The 17,554-nt window shown below is 44.5% G+C and carries 13 protein-coding genes and 1 pseudogene; 6 read left to right on the plus strand and 8 right to left on the minus strand.

Annotated elements, in window-relative coordinates; genetic code table 11:
• Nucleotides 1-109: 109 nt before the first annotated feature.
• Both QUA58_RS25860 and QUA58_RS25865 read right to left on the minus strand, forming a co-directional pair.
• Nucleotides 110-1,666 carry an O-antigen ligase family protein gene (locus QUA58_RS25860; RefSeq protein WP_333396793.1) on the minus strand — a complete coding sequence of 519 codons (1,557 nt, stop codon included), beginning with the start codon at nucleotides 1,664-1,666 and terminating at the stop codon, nucleotides 110-112.
• A 36-nt stretch (nucleotides 1,667-1,702) separates the two neighbouring features.
• Nucleotides 1,703-2,548 (minus strand): YaaW family protein, encoded by an 846-nt coding sequence (locus QUA58_RS25865; protein ID WP_333396796.1) that lies wholly within the window; start codon nucleotides 2,546-2,548, stop codon nucleotides 1,703-1,705.
• Nucleotides 2,549-2,825: 277 nt separating this feature from the next.
• On the opposite strand from QUA58_RS25865, the gene QUA58_RS25870 reads away from it, so the two are divergent.
• Nucleotides 2,826-3,905, plus strand: coding sequence for an FAD-dependent oxidoreductase (locus QUA58_RS25870; protein ID WP_333396798.1), 1,080 nt, complete (start codon nucleotides 2,826-2,828; stop codon nucleotides 3,903-3,905).
• Nucleotides 3,906-3,995: 90 nt separating this feature from the next.
• Here QUA58_RS25870 and QUA58_RS25875 read toward each other — a convergent pair whose 3' ends face one another.
• Together QUA58_RS25875 and QUA58_RS25880 are read right to left on the minus strand one after the other, a co-directional pair.
• Nucleotides 3,996-4,145, minus strand: coding sequence for a hypothetical protein (locus QUA58_RS25875; RefSeq protein WP_333396800.1), 150 nt, complete (start codon nucleotides 4,143-4,145; stop codon nucleotides 3,996-3,998).
• Between the two features lie 72 nt (nucleotides 4,146-4,217).
• Nucleotides 4,218-4,343 (minus strand): annotated as a pseudogene (locus tag QUA58_RS25880) (Uma2 family endonuclease); the annotation flags it as partial.
• Between the two features lie 134 nt (nucleotides 4,344-4,477).
• Here QUA58_RS25880 and QUA58_RS25885 point away from each other — a divergent pair.
• On the plus strand, nucleotides 4,478-7,930 hold the full coding sequence (locus tag QUA58_RS25885; RefSeq protein ID WP_333396802.1) for a P-loop NTPase: 3,453 nt from the start codon (nucleotides 4,478-4,480) through the stop codon (nucleotides 7,928-7,930).
• Between the two features lie 2 nt (nucleotides 7,931-7,932).
• Entirely contained in the window at nucleotides 7,933-8,877 is a 945-nt protein-coding gene (locus tag QUA58_RS25890) for a hypothetical protein (protein ID WP_333396804.1), read from the plus strand.
• Between the two features lie 70 nt (nucleotides 8,878-8,947).
• Here the strand turns inward: QUA58_RS25890 and QUA58_RS25895 are convergent, their stop codons facing one another.
• The 3 genes from QUA58_RS25895 to QUA58_RS25905 all read right to left on the minus strand — a co-directional run bounded on the left by QUA58_RS25895 (nucleotide 8,948) and on the right by QUA58_RS25905 (nucleotide 13,539).
• Nucleotides 8,948-9,883 (minus strand): polysaccharide deacetylase family protein, encoded by a 936-nt coding sequence (locus QUA58_RS25895; RefSeq protein WP_333396807.1) that lies wholly within the window; start codon nucleotides 9,881-9,883, stop codon nucleotides 8,948-8,950.
• Between the two features lie 619 nt (nucleotides 9,884-10,502).
• Nucleotides 10,503-12,092: a bifunctional pantoate--beta-alanine ligase/(d)CMP kinase gene (locus tag QUA58_RS25900; protein WP_333396810.1), complete on the minus strand. Its 1,590-nt coding sequence runs from the start codon at nucleotides 12,090-12,092 to the stop codon at nucleotides 10,503-10,505.
• A 370-nt stretch (nucleotides 12,093-12,462) separates the two neighbouring features.
• On the minus strand, nucleotides 12,463-13,539 hold the full coding sequence (locus QUA58_RS25905) for a septal ring lytic transglycosylase RlpA family protein (RefSeq protein WP_333396811.1): 1,077 nt from the start codon (nucleotides 13,537-13,539) through the stop codon (nucleotides 12,463-12,465).
• 492 nt (nucleotides 13,540-14,031) lie between these two features.
• Between QUA58_RS25905 and purM the strand changes: the two genes are divergently transcribed.
• The gene (gene purM / locus QUA58_RS25910; RefSeq protein ID WP_333396814.1) at nucleotides 14,032-15,060 is read left to right on the plus strand and encodes a phosphoribosylformylglycinamidine cyclo-ligase; all 1,029 of its coding nucleotides are present in this window, start codon (nucleotides 14,032-14,034) and stop codon (nucleotides 15,058-15,060) included.
• 422 nt (nucleotides 15,061-15,482) lie between these two features.
• Here the strand turns inward: purM and QUA58_RS25915 are convergent, their stop codons facing one another.
• Nucleotides 15,483-15,791, minus strand: a complete 309-nt coding sequence (locus QUA58_RS25915) for a hypothetical protein (RefSeq protein WP_333396817.1) — start codon at nucleotides 15,789-15,791, stop codon at nucleotides 15,483-15,485.
• A gap of 507 nt (nucleotides 15,792-16,298) precedes the next feature.
• Between QUA58_RS25915 and QUA58_RS25920 the strand changes: the two genes are divergently transcribed.
• Nucleotides 16,299-16,910: a hypothetical protein gene (locus QUA58_RS25920; protein WP_333396819.1), complete on the plus strand. Its 612-nt coding sequence runs from the start codon at nucleotides 16,299-16,301 to the stop codon at nucleotides 16,908-16,910.
• 71 nt (nucleotides 16,911-16,981) lie between these two features.
• Nucleotides 16,982-17,371 carry a hypothetical protein gene (locus QUA58_RS25925; RefSeq protein WP_333396821.1) on the plus strand — a complete coding sequence of 130 codons (390 nt, stop codon included), beginning with the start codon at nucleotides 16,982-16,984 and terminating at the stop codon, nucleotides 17,369-17,371.
• Nucleotides 17,372-17,554 lie beyond the last annotated feature (183 nt).

The raw sequence follows: 17,554 nt of genomic DNA on the forward strand, positions 1-17,554 counted from the left end.
TGTAACGGATGTAACGGATGTCAGTCCAATGAAAGTCGGAAGAAGGAAGAATTATGGCTTTTTCCTTTTTCCTCCTATTCCCAAGGCCAAATGCCCAAGGCCCGATGCCCTATTCCCAATGCCCTATTCCCGATGCCCGATGCCCAATTCCCGATGCCCCATTCCCGATGCCGTCTTTGCAAACACCGCAAATTGCGGCTAACAGCAACCAGCTTATCGTATTGACTCGGAAATCAAACACCGTCACGTCTACAGTGTTAAAAAGCGTACAGGCGACGAAGGCTAATAAATAACTGAAAAAAATTAGGCGATCGGTTACTCTTACATCTTGACAAACTACCTGATTTGTGCTAATAAATATTGATTTTTGATTGACAACTAAAGCATTTTCCGCTTTTTCCAGTGCTGCTATTTGCTCCTGTTTAATATCCGCAGAAAAAAGCGGCCAATTCGCCAGCAGCAAAACACCCCTAGCCAAAACCAAACCAACTAAACCAAACAAAAAAAGCGTTGCGGGTATTCCCGTTTCCGCAGTCAACATCAGTATCAAACTGTGAGGATGACCAAGCCATTCTTGCATTTGAGCTTGATAGAGAGGCGTAAAATTTCGCAATCCCCAACCAGTCCAAGGACGCTGCTGAGTCATTGACCAAGCAAATTCCCACTGAGTAGTTCTCAAAGTAGCAGTCGGCCGATTTGGGAACATCTCGTCGGTGAGTCTAGCCCAAAAGAAAGCCGGGACAATTATTCGCAAATACTGCCGTAAAGGTTGGGGACCTAAAGCCGACAAAAAAACTGTGCTAGCCACACTAAAAACCGCAGCTAATAATTTTTTATAACCCGCATAAAATGCAAAAGCCAAAACTGCCAAAACTGCCAGTCCCCAAGCATTGCGAGAATTAGTAAAAATCAAAGCAAGAGCATTTCCGATCACTGCAAAACTTAAAAATAGGAATCGGTAATTGGGAATTGGGAATTGGGAATTGGGAATTGGTAAGTTGTGACGACTGACAACTGCCAACTGACAACTGCCAACTGACAACTGACAACTGACTTCTTCCATCCACAGTCCCATTGCTAAAATAAAAGCAATTGTCAGATAGCAAGCTAAAATATTAGCGTACATAAATACAGAAGCCATACGGCCGGGGGGATTGCCTTGGGGTTCGAGTACCCAGCCAAAAATAGGCTGCAATTGATCGATGCCACTCCAACCTAAAAATTGCTGTCCCAGACCTAAAATTATCACGGGAATTGAACTAATTACGATCGCCCAAGACAATTGTCGCAACTGAGCCGGAGTTTGAATTAAACTACTGAAAGCCGCAAACAATATAAAGAACGGCAAAAAATTGCACAAGCCTAAAACAGCCTCAATACGGTTGTTGGCCAAAATCGCCGTGATGACTAGCAGCGCGCTTAGAATTGCGAATCCTCGATTCAGCGGGCTACGGCTAATTTGCCGGAACTTTTGCCTGCAAGTGCCGGCCAATCCCAGGAATATTCCTAAAGCTCCCAAAATTGGAATTAAGGGAAAAATCATCATCCCGATTTGAGCGAAATTCCAAGGAATTTCCAGGCGGGTATCGGGATGTTGTTGCAGACGAGACTTGAGATTTTTGGCTGTCTGTTGAGTAGCTAGTCTCAACCAATTTCTGATATTCACCCACACTCCAATTCTTCAATCTAAAATCCAAAATCGTTATGCTAGTTCCCAAACGCATTCCGATCGCGTTAATCGAATTTGAGCTAAGGCAAAAATGGTCGGAATAATGCGGCCGTAGTTCGTGGAAATCGATCGCCAACCCAAATCCGCTACAAACCAAGTCCACATCACCGGGCCAAGCAACGAAAACACGCTCCGCGTCGCACCGTAACGAGCAGCACTCACGGCCATACCGCGCCGCGCCGTCTGAATTGCGACATAACTTTGAAACTGGGTTGCTGCGGTTGCAGTCCCTGTAATCACTGCTTGTTTAGCCATTTGATAGGTGGCAAAGTGCAGGGCAAATTGATGGGCTATCAATTTCAGCAACATGGGTTTTAAGATGGAACTAACGGCTAAAGCGCTGCCACCTTTGAAGAGCAAACCCAGCGGGTCTTTTTCCGCAGAAATTGGCAAGGGTTCAGAGAGTTTAGAATCAACAATTGCTCGCTGTACGCGCACTGTCAGCGCTTGCTGTTCATCTGCCGGCAAACGCTTCCACGCGCGGCCCATTAAGTGCAGAAATACTTCTGCCTCTAAGTCGGTGGTTGACAACAGTTTGGGATAAGGGATTTTGAGATAGCGACAAACTTGAATTAGTGCTTGTCTGTAAGTTACTTGTTCGGTTCGCCCTCTGAGTACCGTCAACCCGTCGGCTGCAAGGTAGCGAAACCGCTGTTCTACGGCGTCTAGCCATGCTTCGCGATCGCGACTTTGTACGTCTATCGGTGCGGGGGTTTGCACGTAATCTAAAGGGTTAAACTTGCGGCTAAACAACAGTTCGGTTAGTTGCTGCAATTCTTCTTCTGTTGTCAATTCTAGTGCTGCTCTGAGTTCGTCCAAGATTTTGCCCTCGCTAATGCTATTTTAGATTTTAGATTTTAGATTTTAGATTGTGCCCTAGTAACGATCGCGCGCCAGGAACTTGCCGAGCGCTACATTTTTTTAAACTAATCTTACCTGTCGATTCGTGCCAACCCCTATTCTACTACGTGGTGCAGGGCGATGGATGGAGCCGCGCTACGCTACGGCTGTGGGTTTTTATGCTCGTGGCGCAGAGCATCTTGGGCCCCGCAGCCTTTAAGCTGATTACTAAATCCAAAATACTGACAGTTTAACTATGTTCGATGTTGTGGCGATCGGTGCGGGGATGGCGGGGCTGATTTGTGCTCGGCAGTTGCGCCTCGCTGGCTATTCTGTGGCGGTTGTTGAGAAATCTCGCGGCGCGGGGGGACGTGTTGCTACCCGCCGCGTACAGGGTACTAGGGCCGATCACGGGGCGCGGTATCTGGAACCGCAGGGGGATGCGGTGCAGGGGTTAATTGAGGCTTTGGTCGATCGACAGCTCATGAAACTCTGGACGGATAGTGTGGGAGAATTCCGACAAGGAGAAATATCTTTTATTCCTAATTCTTGTTATGTCGCGCCTGCTGGGATGAATGCTGTCGGTAAGTATATCGCAGAGGGTTTAGATATTTGGTACGGCCGCCGAGTCAAGGCGATTTCTCGTACCGACAATCAAATGTGGCGTCTTTCCCTGGAAGTTACCGACGACAATTTAGAGCTACCTCAAGAATTGTTTGCTAAGGCGGTGGTTGTGGCAATTCCTGCTCCTCAAGCTTTAATGTTTTTGGATTCGGAAATCGGTTTGTCGCCAGATTTTCTTGACAAATTGCGTTCTGTAGAGTACGACCCTTGCATTACAGTGATGGCTGGCTATTCTGCGGAACGGGAGTTAGATTTGAGCAATCTAAATCCGCAGTTGAAATCTGTTTCTTTTCCCGATGATTCTGATTTAGCTTGGATTGGCCTGGACAGCAGCAAGCGATTCGAGCCGCAGCAGCCTGTGTTTGTGGTTCACAGCACTGCTAATTTTGCCGATCGCTATTTAGAAGCTGCTGATTTGAATATTATCGGTCAAGAATTGCTCGATCGCACTTCTGAATATTTAATCCCTTGGCTCAAAGAGCCGCAATGGTTGCAGGTTCACCGCTGGCGCTATGCTTTTTGTCGAAATCCTTTACCTGTTTCTTGTTTGGCTGCTGCGGGGGATTTGCCGCTGGTTTGTGCGGGGGATTTGTGCGGGGATGGTCAAATTGAAGCTGCTTTGCGATCGGGTTTGGCGGCGGCTAATTGGGTGAATTCTCAGTTGCAGGATTTGCCGTTAGATTCAAACCTAAATTGTTCAGTTGACAGTTGACAGTTGACAGTTGACAGTTGACAGTTGATAGCGACCTCTACCTGGAAGGAAGAGGATTGGAGTAATGAATAGTCTGATTTTAATTTCTCCCTACAAGGGTTCCGGCTTTAAACCAATTCTTTCTGGTAATATGGCTACAATTAACGTATCGATTTTGCCGACTTCGCTATGATTGCCATCCCGTCTGGTTTTAGCCCCGAAGATTACCTTGCCCTCGAACGTGATAATACTGTCCGGCATGAATATCGGCGCGGTTTGGTGTACGCGATGGCGGGAGGTCGCGATGGGTACAGCCTTTGGAGTAGCCACCCTTTATCCCAATCGCTGCACCTCTTCCACCGACAGAGAAAGCGCCTGGGCAACTTGTTCGACGGTTAAACCCATTGCCAGTAGTTGGGGGATGGCATCTCGTTGTGTTTGCTCGACGCGATCGACTGGCGATCGAACTGATGCTCTGTTATAGCGTAGCGATTGTCGATCAATTTGTGGTCATGAATCTGGTAAGTCGCCTGCAACTTATCTCTCTAGCTGTTACGATCCAGTAGATACATGGAAAAAGCTAGTCTAATTATATGACTCAGTTAACCAGCGAACTTTCTGAGCGACTCAAGTCCGGTCCTGCGTTTCTACTATTAGGTCAAAATTATCTAAAGCTAGAGTCGGGCAGAGATCCTTTTCTATCCGAGATCCTACGTAAGTATGGTGGGACTGGAGATGATTACGGTCAAATCTTAGCTGGAAGCGCTTCAGAAGCATCCGAGGCAGCATTAGCTTGGATGCAAGAACGCTGCGATCGTTTTCCTCATCCAGAATGGCTAGAGACAGTTGCTAGTTTCCCCTGGAGTGGTGTTTACACTTCTGCAATTGACACAATTTGCCTCAAAGCCTTCCGAACAACGAGTTGGCGAGAACTACAGTCAATATATGATTCGGAAACTCTTAATCCAAGCGATCCTAGAAATCGCCATCGTCTCCACTGTACATTTTTGTTTGGCTGTGTTAATCAAGACGATAAGAATAAAAGACCTCCTTTGAATGAAGATGAGCTAGACGTTCGATATTCCGTAGCAAATGCTCTAGCCCGTAGATTACCCGAACTTATCACTCCTTTCGGAACACTGGTGATAGAAGGCTATGCAGGTGATTTAGACTGGTTCTCTCCACAGAAATTAACACCTGTTATTCAAAGTCTTAACCAAGCTCAGGTTCATATTTTTAGTGCAAATGAAGCAATCAAACAAAATTCACGTATTGCTAGACGAGTACAAGAAGGTAAAGTTATTCTCCATGACGAAAACTTGGCAGTATATCTTTTACGTGTTCAAGAAGCAGGCGATGTTACACTTGGTGAACCACCGGAGAAGGAGGAATATGGTCGTCGCATTACTCTAGAGGAAAAGTCTTTAACTGTTCCCCTAAATCTTTGGAATCAAGTTTCGAGATCGGCAACTATTCTAGATGACATGATTCTTCTTGAGCCACCACACATTGGAGAAAATAAATTATATAGTGAGTTCAGAGCTTTCCTAGCAGAATCTAGCAATAGACCTATCTGGTCAGGATATGCACGGGGGTTTGCATTTAAGCGTAATTTTGAGAGTCATCTTCAAGAAATTGTTACTAAAAGATTGAAATCTAATGAGTTGCAGGATGAGCCAGTAATTCTTTGTGGACAGTCAGGCACGGGTAAAAGTATTGCTCTTGGTCATCTTGCATATTCAATTCGTAAGGAAAAAAAGTATCCTGTTTTATTTATTGAGCATCGCTCTAAACTCCCTCTTTTAAGTGATTTAGATACTTTTTGTAAATGGGCTGAAGATTTGGGTGCATCTGCGGTTCTAATTATTTGGGATGGAATGGTTGAGCAAGAGCCATACTACGAATTGACTAAAAGGCTTTCTAGTCGAGGGCGTAAAGTAGTTGTTGTTGGTAGTTGCTATGGTGAGGCTGCAAAAAAAGATAATTTTGTCGAGGCTCCTGCATCTCTCAGGAATGTTTCTCCAAGAAGAGAAGGAATAGACGAAATATCTGGATTTATAGCTTTTGTTGAAAAGTTTGCATCATCCTCTAGTGTAGACCTTAGAAAGCTCAGCGAACACGGTGGTCATAGGTTCTTAGTGGCCCTCTATAGGCTTTTACCACCTACTAAAAGTCAAATAAGAGCAGGATTGGCTAAAGAAGTAAAATATGCGGAACAAGACTCCTCTAAACTTTCTGTGGGAAAGGTAGCCTCACAAACTACATTTGCAACTGCCTTTTTAAAAGGGGGCTTGATTACTGAAGAGCAACTTTTACCTTCAGAAGATTGGGTGATAGATGGAGAAGAGGTAACATTACTTCAGAAACTAATTCGATTAGTAATGGTTCCTGGACGTTTTGGAATTAATCTTCCATTAGAAATTATGATGCGAGCAATTAATACAGGAGCAATTACAGATTTTGTTAGTTTAATTAAAAGACTTAAAACGGATATTGTGCAGTGGTACGAAGATGCTCATGGTAATCTTGAAATTGGTGCTCGACATCAAATTGAAGCTCAAGAAATTTCTAAATCTCTTTTGGGTAGTGCAAAAGCAGAAGTTGATTGTGCTAGGGATATTTTATTAAATATTCGTGAAAAAGGTAACTTCAACGGTGAAACAGAGATTTCATTTGCAGTTTCCTTAATTAGAAGTATGGGTCCTAAAGGACGTGATGCAAATTATTTTGCACCCTATTTTCGAGAAATTGCTGAAATTCTTCGTCAGTTACGAGAAGATTACAGCGTTCAAAATCCTAGCTTAATGCTACAAGAAGCTACTCTTTTAACAGAAAGCGTCCAAAGACAACGAAGGAATGCGAGTTTAATATTATCTAAAGAGGAGCGTATTGAGCTTTTAGATAGAGCAGAAAATGTGCTTCGTATAGCTCTTGACCAAGTGGGTCTTGACAAGAAAAATAGGGGGATACGCAGTTATTTATTAGTAGAACTAGCTTCTGTTTTAGGAACCAAGTTTACTACTTTAAAAGAAATACAAAACTACGAAGAATCGCTGCCTTTTCTTAAGCAAGCACAAGAAGCAGCTTTTGAGGCGCTCTCATTAAATTCAGAAAACTACTACCCGATAGATGTTTTGCTTTGGACAAGTAGAGAGCTTTTGTCGGACAAGAGTATCGATATAGGAGTTCGTACTGAAATAGAGGCAAATGTCTATCACGTATTTACTTTAGCGGAATCTGAGGAGTATTTCCCTGACCAGCAAGAACGTTTTCAAAAGCTTCGTCTTCAAATAGGTGAGTTAGTTGGAAGCCAGGAACTTACTGAAGAAGCATTTCATGCTCTTTTAGCGATGGAATCTAGTGCTGGTTATTACCTAAGAGCTTATGCCATTGTTAAGAATATATTATTCACATCTTCCTTAACAGATGATAATATTCAGGCTTGTGAAAGAGCAGTTGATTACTTGAAGGAACATTGGGAGAAAATAAATCAAGATTCACGCTGCCTGTATTTACTTCTTAAAGTTTGGTGGTTAAGTAAAGCCAAGGAAAACTTATTTATGGGCGAGAGAAAAATTGTTTTGTTTAGTCAAGAAGATTGGAAAAGTTGCCTACAAATTGTAGAAACATTAATGAAGACAACAGAGTTTTATGAGAATCTATCTCTAACTTATTTGAAAGGCTTGGCTAACTTCCATCTAGATCGAATTCAGACTTCTTTAGAAATATTCAGAGAGCTTGAAAATGAGAGTTCATCAATAGGACGTAGACGAATTCTCCGTAGTTATCTTGCGAGTGGTTCCGATGGAAACCCAAGAAAATTTACGGGAGAAGTCGCGTGGAGGCATGAAAAACCTTATGAGCGTGGAGCTTTATATGTATCAGAATTGCAGCGTAGTCGCATTCCTTTTATTCCACAGCTATTTGGCAAGCCCGATATTCTTGAAGGTGAGTCTCCGGGTGAATTTCACATTGCTTTCAACTTTCTTGGTCCTATTGCAGATCCGATAGCCTATTACTCTCAACCATTGCAAAAAAAGAAATAACTATGAATTCATCCGAAGAGGTGCTGAAAGCTTATCAAAAAATTGATGCCTGTAAACAAGAAATCGATTCCATAGTTTCTCAAATTATTGAAGGCGATCAATTATTTGGTTCAATCAGTATTCAGTTTACTTTAGAGGGAATGTCTGAGTGCTGCTTTCAGCGAGTAATCTCTTGGTTATATACCTTATATTGGGAAGCAGGTAAAAAGTCTGATATTAAATTTTTAGTAGAGCTATTTGATACTTTTGATTTAGACACCAGTAAAAATTTAAGTACGCATTTTTATCTTGTTCAATCGTTGCGTACTCTTCTTCAGCATAACATTGCTAATAAAGACGATCACAATAGTGGGGTTCAAAAAAAATGCTCAGAGTGGTTTGAATCTATTTCTGGAACTTCTAAACCCGAAAATGATTATGATTGGGAAAAGTCTTTAATTAAGTTAGTAGATGAAGCCCAGAGGTTTCTAGAAGCGATTCTAAAGTGCATACAATCCATAGAACGCGATGAGTCAAAGGATGAAATTATTAAGCAGTGGAATATGCGCCGAAAACGCTACTTTTCACCTTGGGATTATGACAATTTGATTCGAGAAGTAATGGGTGATCTTGGTGTGACAAAAGATGTGGTAAGGCTTAGAAATAGATATCAAAGTAAATGGAATGAGGTATTGAAAAATTCCTCAATCAATTCAGATTTTAGGTTTGAACTTAAAAAGCTTATTCTTAATACACTCTTAGACGACCAAGAAATGTTAATGCCGTTAATACCGGATGACATTATATCAGAGTTTGGTATTGCAGCAGGATCGCCAGAGATATACAAGCTACTTAAAAAAGCTAAAAATATTTATAGAATTGATTCAGAACTTACAAAAGAACAAATCCTGGCAAGATTGAGAGCAGATTTACGGACGGGTGACAACTTCGTCAAAAGTTCTACTTAGTTCTGAAAATTCGAGCAATCTACCTACAAAAAAATGGAAAAATGGCGTAAATAACCACTTTTCCAAATTTTTATTTTTGTGCTGTTTCCTGCTGTTTTGACTCTTGTTCTTGCATCTGCAATAACTCGGGAACTGTTACGAAAATGTACCCTTCCTTTCTGAATCGAGCAATAATATCAGGTAAAGCTTTTACAGTTCTCGCTCGATTGCCGCCGCCGTCGTGCATCAGCACAATGCCCCCGGATTTTGCCTGCCTCATCACGTTGTCCATCAAAGATTCCGTAAGAGTTCGCCAATCAAAAGAATCAGCAGACCACATCACAACTGCATAATTTTTCTTTTGAGCGTAAGCTGCCAATCCATTGTTTAAAATGCCTCCTGGCGGGCGAAAAATCGATGTTTGGATGCCAGTCAACTCCTCAATTAAGGATGAAGTGCGATCGATCTCGCGAGCAGCACCGTCTTCGTTATACTGAAGGTATTGGTGGCTCCAAGTGTGATTGCCGATCGCGTGACCGGCTGCTGCGACCTGTTTGCCAATTTCGGGATAAGTTTGCAGGTATCTTCCTACCCAGAAGAATGTAGCCTTAATATTATTTTCCTTGAGAATATCTAGGATTTGTGTAGTTGTTTTCGGCCAGGGGCCGTCGTCAAATGTCAGGGCGATCGCCTTGTGCTGGGAGTCGAGTTTCGCGTGACGAATGGTTGTACCTTGAAACTGCGACGGTACGGCTGATTGAAATCGGATTGCCTGCACTTGGGCTAGAGCCTGTTGGGAAAATTCTACTCGATTGGCGATCGCCTCGGAGAACTGATTAATATTGGACATCGGCTGTTGTTCTGGCGACTGGGATACGGCCAAGACTTGCGCCTGAATCGGTTGCAATGGCTGATTTGCCCGCAAGTTAATCGGCCATGTCACACCCAGCAAAAAACTTCCTGTGGCGGCCATAAAAGCAACGATTAAAGTTTTTCGCCGCCTCCACAGCAGTTTCAATTTTGTCACGTCATTCTCTCCTTCACACCTTGTACAGTTAATTTGAGATTTTATGTTGATATCAAGTTAATCCACTTAAGAGGATAATCTTAAATTGGACTGCCCGTAAAAATGCTACTGGAAATAACCGATCGTGGGGAAGTCCGTCCGGATAAAAAAATTTAAGATTTGTGCGCCAGAAATGCCCTAACCCATGAAAACGCGGGATGGTTGAACTTTTTTCCCAGCCAGGGGGACGGCGCTCAAATCGGATTCATGGCACTATATTGTGAGTGTGAGGGACTCAGCCCGCATCGGCCCGCGTCCCTACCTGACACTGCAAGTTGGTTTAACCTGAAATGTTGCACCATTGTCAATAAGCTTTTATGAACAGGCTTTCCGGCCTGTTCCACAAGAAAATCTAGGCGTTGCTGATTTACGGTATGAAAGGCTAAAAATGCAAGTCATAGAAACTGGTATCCACAAAGCTTCTGGATTTTCAACTTATTTTTTTCATACCCTGATTAAGCAACGCCGAAAATCTACTCTTTGTGGAACAGGCCGGAAAGCCTGTTCTTGAGAATGGTGCAATATCTGAGTTAAACCGGATTTGATATGAGGGCGATCGCGCGCCCCCAGTGTCGTAAAATTAACTTTTAGGGCCGATTCTCTCTTTGTACAAGCCGACAATCCGATCGATAACTTCAGCAACAGTCAGATTGTCTGTTTGAATTTCCACAGCATCGGCCGCTTTACGCAAAGGTGCAACCTCGCGGGTGCTGTCCTTTTCGTCCCGCAGGGCAATGTCTTGTTCCAATTGGGCCAAGCTAATATTAGCCCGATCGGTGTCTTTAAGTTCTAACAGCCGCCTGCGCGATCGCTCTTGTACCGAAGCCGTCAAAAAAATCTTTAGTTCCGCATCGGGAAACACGTTAGTGCCGATATCCCGGCCTTCTGCTATAATTCCGCCTTTTGTGCCGCAGCGTCGCTGTTCCTCCACCAGAAACTGCCGCACGGCGGGAATTGCCGCCATTTCCGAGACGCGGGATGTCACTTCCAAACTGCGAATTGCCTCGGTTACGTCTTCGCCGTTAATCTTCAACATCTTTGATGCGGGATCGAGGTTGTATTCCAAATAACTGGAACTGATTAATTCGGCGATCGCGCATTCGTCGGAAATCGGCGTGTCTGTTTTCAATGCCAGCCAAGTCAGCGCCCGATACATCGCACCGGTATCCAGATAAAACAAGTTCAAAGCTGTTGCTGCAAGGCGAGTTACGGTAGATTTGCCTGCTCCCGCCGGGCCGTCGATCGCCACAATTGGCCGGCGATTCCTGAGAATTATATTGTCAATCAAGCGAGTAGAGCCGACTCTGGCTGCCACTGCTAAAAGTCCCGCTGTTTCCACAACCTGCAAGGGCGTCAAAGTGTCGGGATCGACGAGTTCGGCGTATTCGAGCTTGACTGCGGGCTCTCCTGCGACTGCTGCGTGCACGGCAGCGAGTGCGGCTGCTGCGGTGCGGTCGCCTGAAGCAAACGTTTTCGAGGCTTGTTGCAGGGCGCGGTAGAGTACGGAGGCTTGCTGTTTTTGCTCTGCTGTTAAATACTGATTGCGAGAACTCTTTGCCAGTCCTGACTCTTCGCGGACGATCGGACAAGCGACAATCTCTACAGGCAAGTTAAAATCCAAGACCAGCTTGCGAATCATTGCTAGCTGCTGGGCGTCTTTTTGACCGAAATAAGCTTTTGTCGGCTGCACCAAACTCAAAAGTTTAGTAACAATTGCCGCGACGCCTTGAAAATGACCGGGCCTTGCTTTGCCGCACAAAACCGATGTCATCGCCGCTGGCGGCACTACTTGAGTCAAGGATGAAAGGTGAATCTCTATCTGTTTTTGGGCGGTTGGCTCTGTTTCTGTGCCGACTGCTTGATGGCCAAACATTTCAGTTGCTGAGGGAGCAAATATGGCATCAACGCCAGCTTGTTCGCACAACAGCCGGTCTTGCTCGAAATTCCGAGGATAATCTTGAAAATCTTCTGTTGGCCCAAATTGCAGCGGGTTGACAAAAATGCTGACCAGGGCGATCGCATTTTCTTGTCTTGCCCGCTGGATCAAGCTCAGATGCCCTGCGTGCAAAGCTCCCATCGTCGGCACCAAACCGACTGTCAAATGAGGTGCAGCAGACTTTTGTGAATTTAAGTAGCAGCGAAGTGCTGCAATGGTAGTAAACAGGCGCACCGGTAGAATCTCCTGAAGGCATTCGGCAGAATGCAGAATTTATTTGTCTGAATTTGTTTGATCGGACATTTTGCAGCGATGTTAGCAACAAACTCGCCCGCCCGCATCGGGACTCGACGAGTCCAAGATGTCAGTTTTATTCTACTTTCTGCCTTCTACACTTCGGATAACTTATTTATTCTGTCTTACCAGAAAGAATTGGTTTAAAGCCGGAACCCTTGTAGGGAGAAATTAAAATCAGACTATTCATTAATCCAATCCTCGGCCCTCCAGGTAGAGGTCGCCCTCAACTGTCAACGGTCAACTGCCAACTGTCAACTGCCAACGGTCAACTGTCAACGGTCAACTGTCAACGGTCAACTGTCAACTGTCAACGTCCAACAGTTGTTTGCTGCGGCGGTTCGATCACTTCGATTTCCACTCTCGCAACGCCACTGCTGATCATTCCCAGTACGCTGGCGGCGCCGGCGGACAAGTCAATGAGCCGATCGCCCACATAGGGGCCGCGGTCGTTAATGCGGACGACTACGGTGCGGCCGTTGTCGAGATTTCTCACCATGACTCTCGTTCCAAAAGGCAAATTTGGGTGGGCTGCGGTCATATCATTTTGGTTGAAACGCTCGCCGCTGGCGCTGAGGTTGCCGTTAAATCCTGGGCCGTACCAGGAAGCCCAGCCGCTGAGGCGCACTTGAACTGGGCCCATAGACAGCACGGGGGGTTCTGGTTGGGGTTGGCCTGCGACTTCTTCCAGGGGTGCGGCGTTGCCCAGAAGTCGGCGGAGGCGATTGGTTGCTTGCAGGGCGTCTCGGCTAAAGTCGCTGGTGGTGTCGGGGAGGATTGTTTCGGCGTTGATGTTTACCAAGTCCTCGCCGTTTGCCTGGATGATGTAGCGATCGCCTTTTTCCCACTTAACGGTAATGCTGTTCGGATCGATGTTGTTGCGGGCTAGCTGATTGAGTCTTGCTGCTAAGCTTGATGCCTGCCACACGGGATCGGGTTCTTGGTTGTTGGATTTGCTGGCAATGTTTCCAACTTTGGGATTTTCTGTCGCGCCGGCTACTTTTGACGGACTGCTAGCACCGGCTTGGCTGTTGCCAGTTTCTCCCAAAGGCGTGTTTGTTGCCGGATTCGCGTTCAGAAAGGTGATGACTGGAATGTTTCGCACGTAGACTGTCGCTGCTTGTCGCCCGCCTAACTCGTGGGGCTGGATTTTGGCGATCGCGTCTCGGGCAATTTCAGCTCTTGCTTGATACTGATACTGTCCGACTTTTTGCGCTTCGACCCGAGTAGGGTTTAACTGCCGGGACGGTTGGGTGGCAATTACTTGCTCGGAAACCTGAGAGTTTTGGTTGTCGGCACCTGTTGCTTGTGCGTGACAAGAGGATGCCGTTCCTACCACAGGAACTAACAAGACAGCTAGTAGACCACCAACAAATTTTTCCTTCATACGTCCATTTTTGTGAATAGCCATTGCCAACCGAGATTGGAGGATTGGCCATTTGGCGGCGGGCCTCAAGGATTTCTCTCTTGCCCTTCGCCATTCCCCCGTGAGTCAAAGCAAAGTATCGGGGTGCGTTTTTGCTTTAATGCTTCAGCCCCAAAAAAATTTGGCTGAAACTTCCCTGACACTTGACAACTCATACTCGATCCGCAATTTGTGTGTTGTTCACGAACTGCAACAGACTACCACAAACTTTTGCGCTTGGGGATCGCTGCGATCGCGATTTTCACCAAATCTTCATCAAATCTTCTCAAAACCCTCTATCATAAAATCCTTTAGTTCCAAGGCTTACAGCCGTTTCAGTTATTCCAGAAAAATTTACAAAAATTTACAAAAATTTATTCTATTTTGTGGGCTGCCGAATGGCTAGTCTTAAAAAAGCTGTTTGTCAACTGTTATGGGCATAAACTAAAAATTAGAAATCGATTTGGCGGACTTATGGATTATCGAGAAGCAGGTGTGGATGTTGAGGCGGGCAGAGCTTTTGTCTCGCGCATCGGGAGTATGGTCAAGAGCACGCACCGATCGGGTGTTTTGGGCGGATTCGGCGGGTTTAGCGGTTTTTTCAGCGTCCCGGAGGGTTTAAAAGAGCCGGTGATGGTTTCGGGTACTGACGGCGTTGGGACTAAGTTGAAATTGGCCCACGATCTCGATCGGCACGACACGGTAGGTATCGACTTGGTGGCGATGTGCGTCAACGACGTGCTGACATCCGGGGCGGAACCCCTCTTTTTTCTCGATTATTTAGCGACGGGAAAGTTAAATCCCGAACAATTAGCTGCGGTGGTGGCCGGGATTGCTGACGGTTGCAAGCAAGCGGGCTGTGCTTTGCTCGGAGGGGAAACGGCAGAAATGCCCGGTTTTTACTCTTCGGGTGAGTACGATTTGGCTGGGTTTTGTGTGGGAATTGTCGAAAAGAGCAAATTGTTGGACGGTTCGCGGGTGCAGGTGGGAGATGTGGCTGTGGGGCTGGCAAGTTCGGGCGTGCACAGCAACGGTTTTAGTTTGGTGAGAAAAATTGCGGGCGATCGGGGTTTTGATTGGCATTCGCAACCCGAACAGCTAGGCGGCCAAAGTTTAGGAGAAGTGCTGCTAACTCCGACTAAAATTTATGTGAAACCAGTCCTCGAAGCCATTAAGAGCGGTTTAGAAATTCACGGCATGGCTCACATTACAGGCGGCGGTTTGCCGGAAAATTTGCCCCGCTGTTTGGGAGTCAATCAATCTGTGAAAATTGACAGCAATAGCTGGCCAAATTTGCCAATTTTTCAGTGGATTGCTGAAGCGGGCCAAGTTGCCACAGCAGATATGTTCAATACTTTTAATATGGGGATTGGGTTTGTGCTGTTGGTCGATCGCAGGGAAGTAGAACAGGCTGTTAAATGGTTTGAATCTCAGGGAATTGGTGCGATCGCGATCGGGGAAGTGATTGAGGGGAACGGAGAATTGATCATGGATAACGGTTAATGGGTAATTAGTAAGAAGCAATCGCAGGGGCTGAAGATTGCTTCGCTTTGTTTTATGCGTTAACAGACAATCTCAATCTGCCTTCATCTGTGTATATCTGCGGTTAAATTTATAATTTTGAAAGTAACCGCAGAGGAGGCAGAGGACACAGAGGATGAAAGAGAAAAAGGAATTCACAAGAGATAACTCGTTGCTACAATTTTAAAGGCAATTGAAATAAGCTATTGTGCTTTTAAATATGGTATAATTCAAAATTGGTTCCGTGAATTAGTGTAAAATTTTCCGCCGAATGTTTAAATTAATTGAAGATATATACTATTTATTACATCGACTCTGAAATAAAGGATTGTTAATTATTGAAAAGAGAAAATATCAAAAATCAAGGTAATGTTTGTATCACAGTTTAAATAAAAAACACCTTATTAGGCTTGTACGTGACTCAAAATTTCCAAAAACTCCTGCACAACTAGATCCGGTTCTTCGCTGCATCGGGTAGCATCGTAATGTTTGACAAGACTGATGCCAGAATCTATGAAAAGCTGGCACATTTCATCTTCTGTTGCGTTTGGATAGGATGATCCACTGTCAATTTTCAGTATCCCTAGCTTGTTTTGGTGGAAGATCAGAAAGTCAGCTTCTTGGTTTTGTCTGCCGGCGGGTGTTGTCAGTCGCAGTTGGGAGTTGGGGATAAAGAGAGTGGAAGTGCGATCGAGTATTTCGGCAATTTTCACTTGTGCGTCAGAGTTAAAGCAAAAACCGTTCCAGTCAATTTCGTTTTCTGAGTCAGATAATTCAGTTTCACTATCAGCATTTATTGTTTTATCTAAATCGGTTTGAACATAATCAGCTTCATTTAAGTTGGCGAATAATCTAGCTCCACTTAAGTTTGCACCGCTGAGATTTGCACCGCTGAGGTTAACTTATATTGTCAGATTTCGCTGTAGATTCACTGGAGTTTTTCCTATTTTTCTGTTTATTTTGGGTTCAGGTCGTACTCACTTTTTTCACTTGTGTGGGATCTTATGCGATCGCCCACGCTTCCCACGTCAAGGTGGTGAAGAAGAACCTCAAAACCTCGAAATTTCGTTGCGGGCGAGCGGGAATAACAAAATTGATTACCGATCGCAATACAGCTAGGATGACGTAAATACGTCGTTAGGGCAGCCCCTGAAGAGGATCGCACTCAGCTAGCGGGCTGGCGATCTCATCATATTGGAAAACTGTCCGGAGTATTGTCAATGGCAATAGCATTAAGTGGTAGTCCCAAGGATTTCATTTATGGAGGGAGCAGGTTAATGCTTAAATTGTTGCAAAAAATAATGATGGGTGTAAATAATACATCACAAAATACTGACAGACAGATCGGGAAGGCTACAATAGAAATCACCAAAAACACAGTTCAATTTGATTCTGATGTCTATCAGTTTCGTAACGTCACCGGCTTTGGCGTATGCCCTGTTCCGACAGCAAAAGTGCCATCATCATGGATTTGGTTTTCGTTTATCTTTGGAATTTTGATAAACACGAATTTTCCTCAGAATAGTGACAATAGAACCGGAGGAATGTTGATGATCGGATTCGCAATTCTCTCATGGGCTTTTAATAAATTATGGCCTCCTAAATATGGTCTTAAATTATACTTGAATTCTGGTTCTCCATTACCAATATTTATCACCAGGGATGTTCCAGGGTTAAAAAATGTAGTTTCAATTTTATACAATTTCATGGAAAGCCACGAAGAAGGTCGCTATATAGTCTATTCAACCGATCGATCTATCAAAATAGAAGGAAGTGTTAGAGGTAATTTCATAGGAGGTGATGCTACGGGAGATGTATCAAATAAGAGATGAAGGTGATCATCTGTTGAACCACATTTAAAAATACATTCAAAATCAATCGTCAATTAAACCAGGAGACAATCATGGAAGAACAATCGAAAATTTATGTTGGAGGCAGTGTTGGAGGCAACTTCATCGGAGGTAATGCTACGGGAAATGTATCAAACATTATCAACCATTTACCTTCATCCTCTGAAGCCGATCAACCCGGAATCAAAGAATTGCTGATCCAACTCCAAGAAGTAATTGAAGCCGATCCAAATTTAAGTGATGATGACAGGAATGATGCTTTAAAACAAGTAAAAGATTTAGCTGAAGCTGCTCAAAATCCTAATGATGTAGAAATGAAGAATAAAGCCAAAACAGCAGATAGGATGCTGGGGCGAATTATGAAAAGTGTACCCCAAGCCACACAATTCCTAGAATTCTGTAATAATCTACTGCCATTGATTACTAAAGCGTTTGGGTTTTAGTAAGCGATCGCCTTTCAGCAAACGCGCCAAATAATTACGATCGCCCTTCTTTTTCTCAGCATTCTCTGACAGAGGGCGATCGAGTTTGTGAAGTGCGATTTAACTCCTGTAGTTTAGACTAACCAAAGATGAGAACGGTGGCAAAAGAAGAACTAGAGCCACCGCGCTAGGAGAGAATGAGGG

This window comes from Microcoleus sp. N9_A1 (assembly GCF_036701795.1).
Lineage (GTDB): Bacteria > Cyanobacteriota > Cyanobacteriia > Cyanobacteriales > Microcoleaceae > Microcoleus.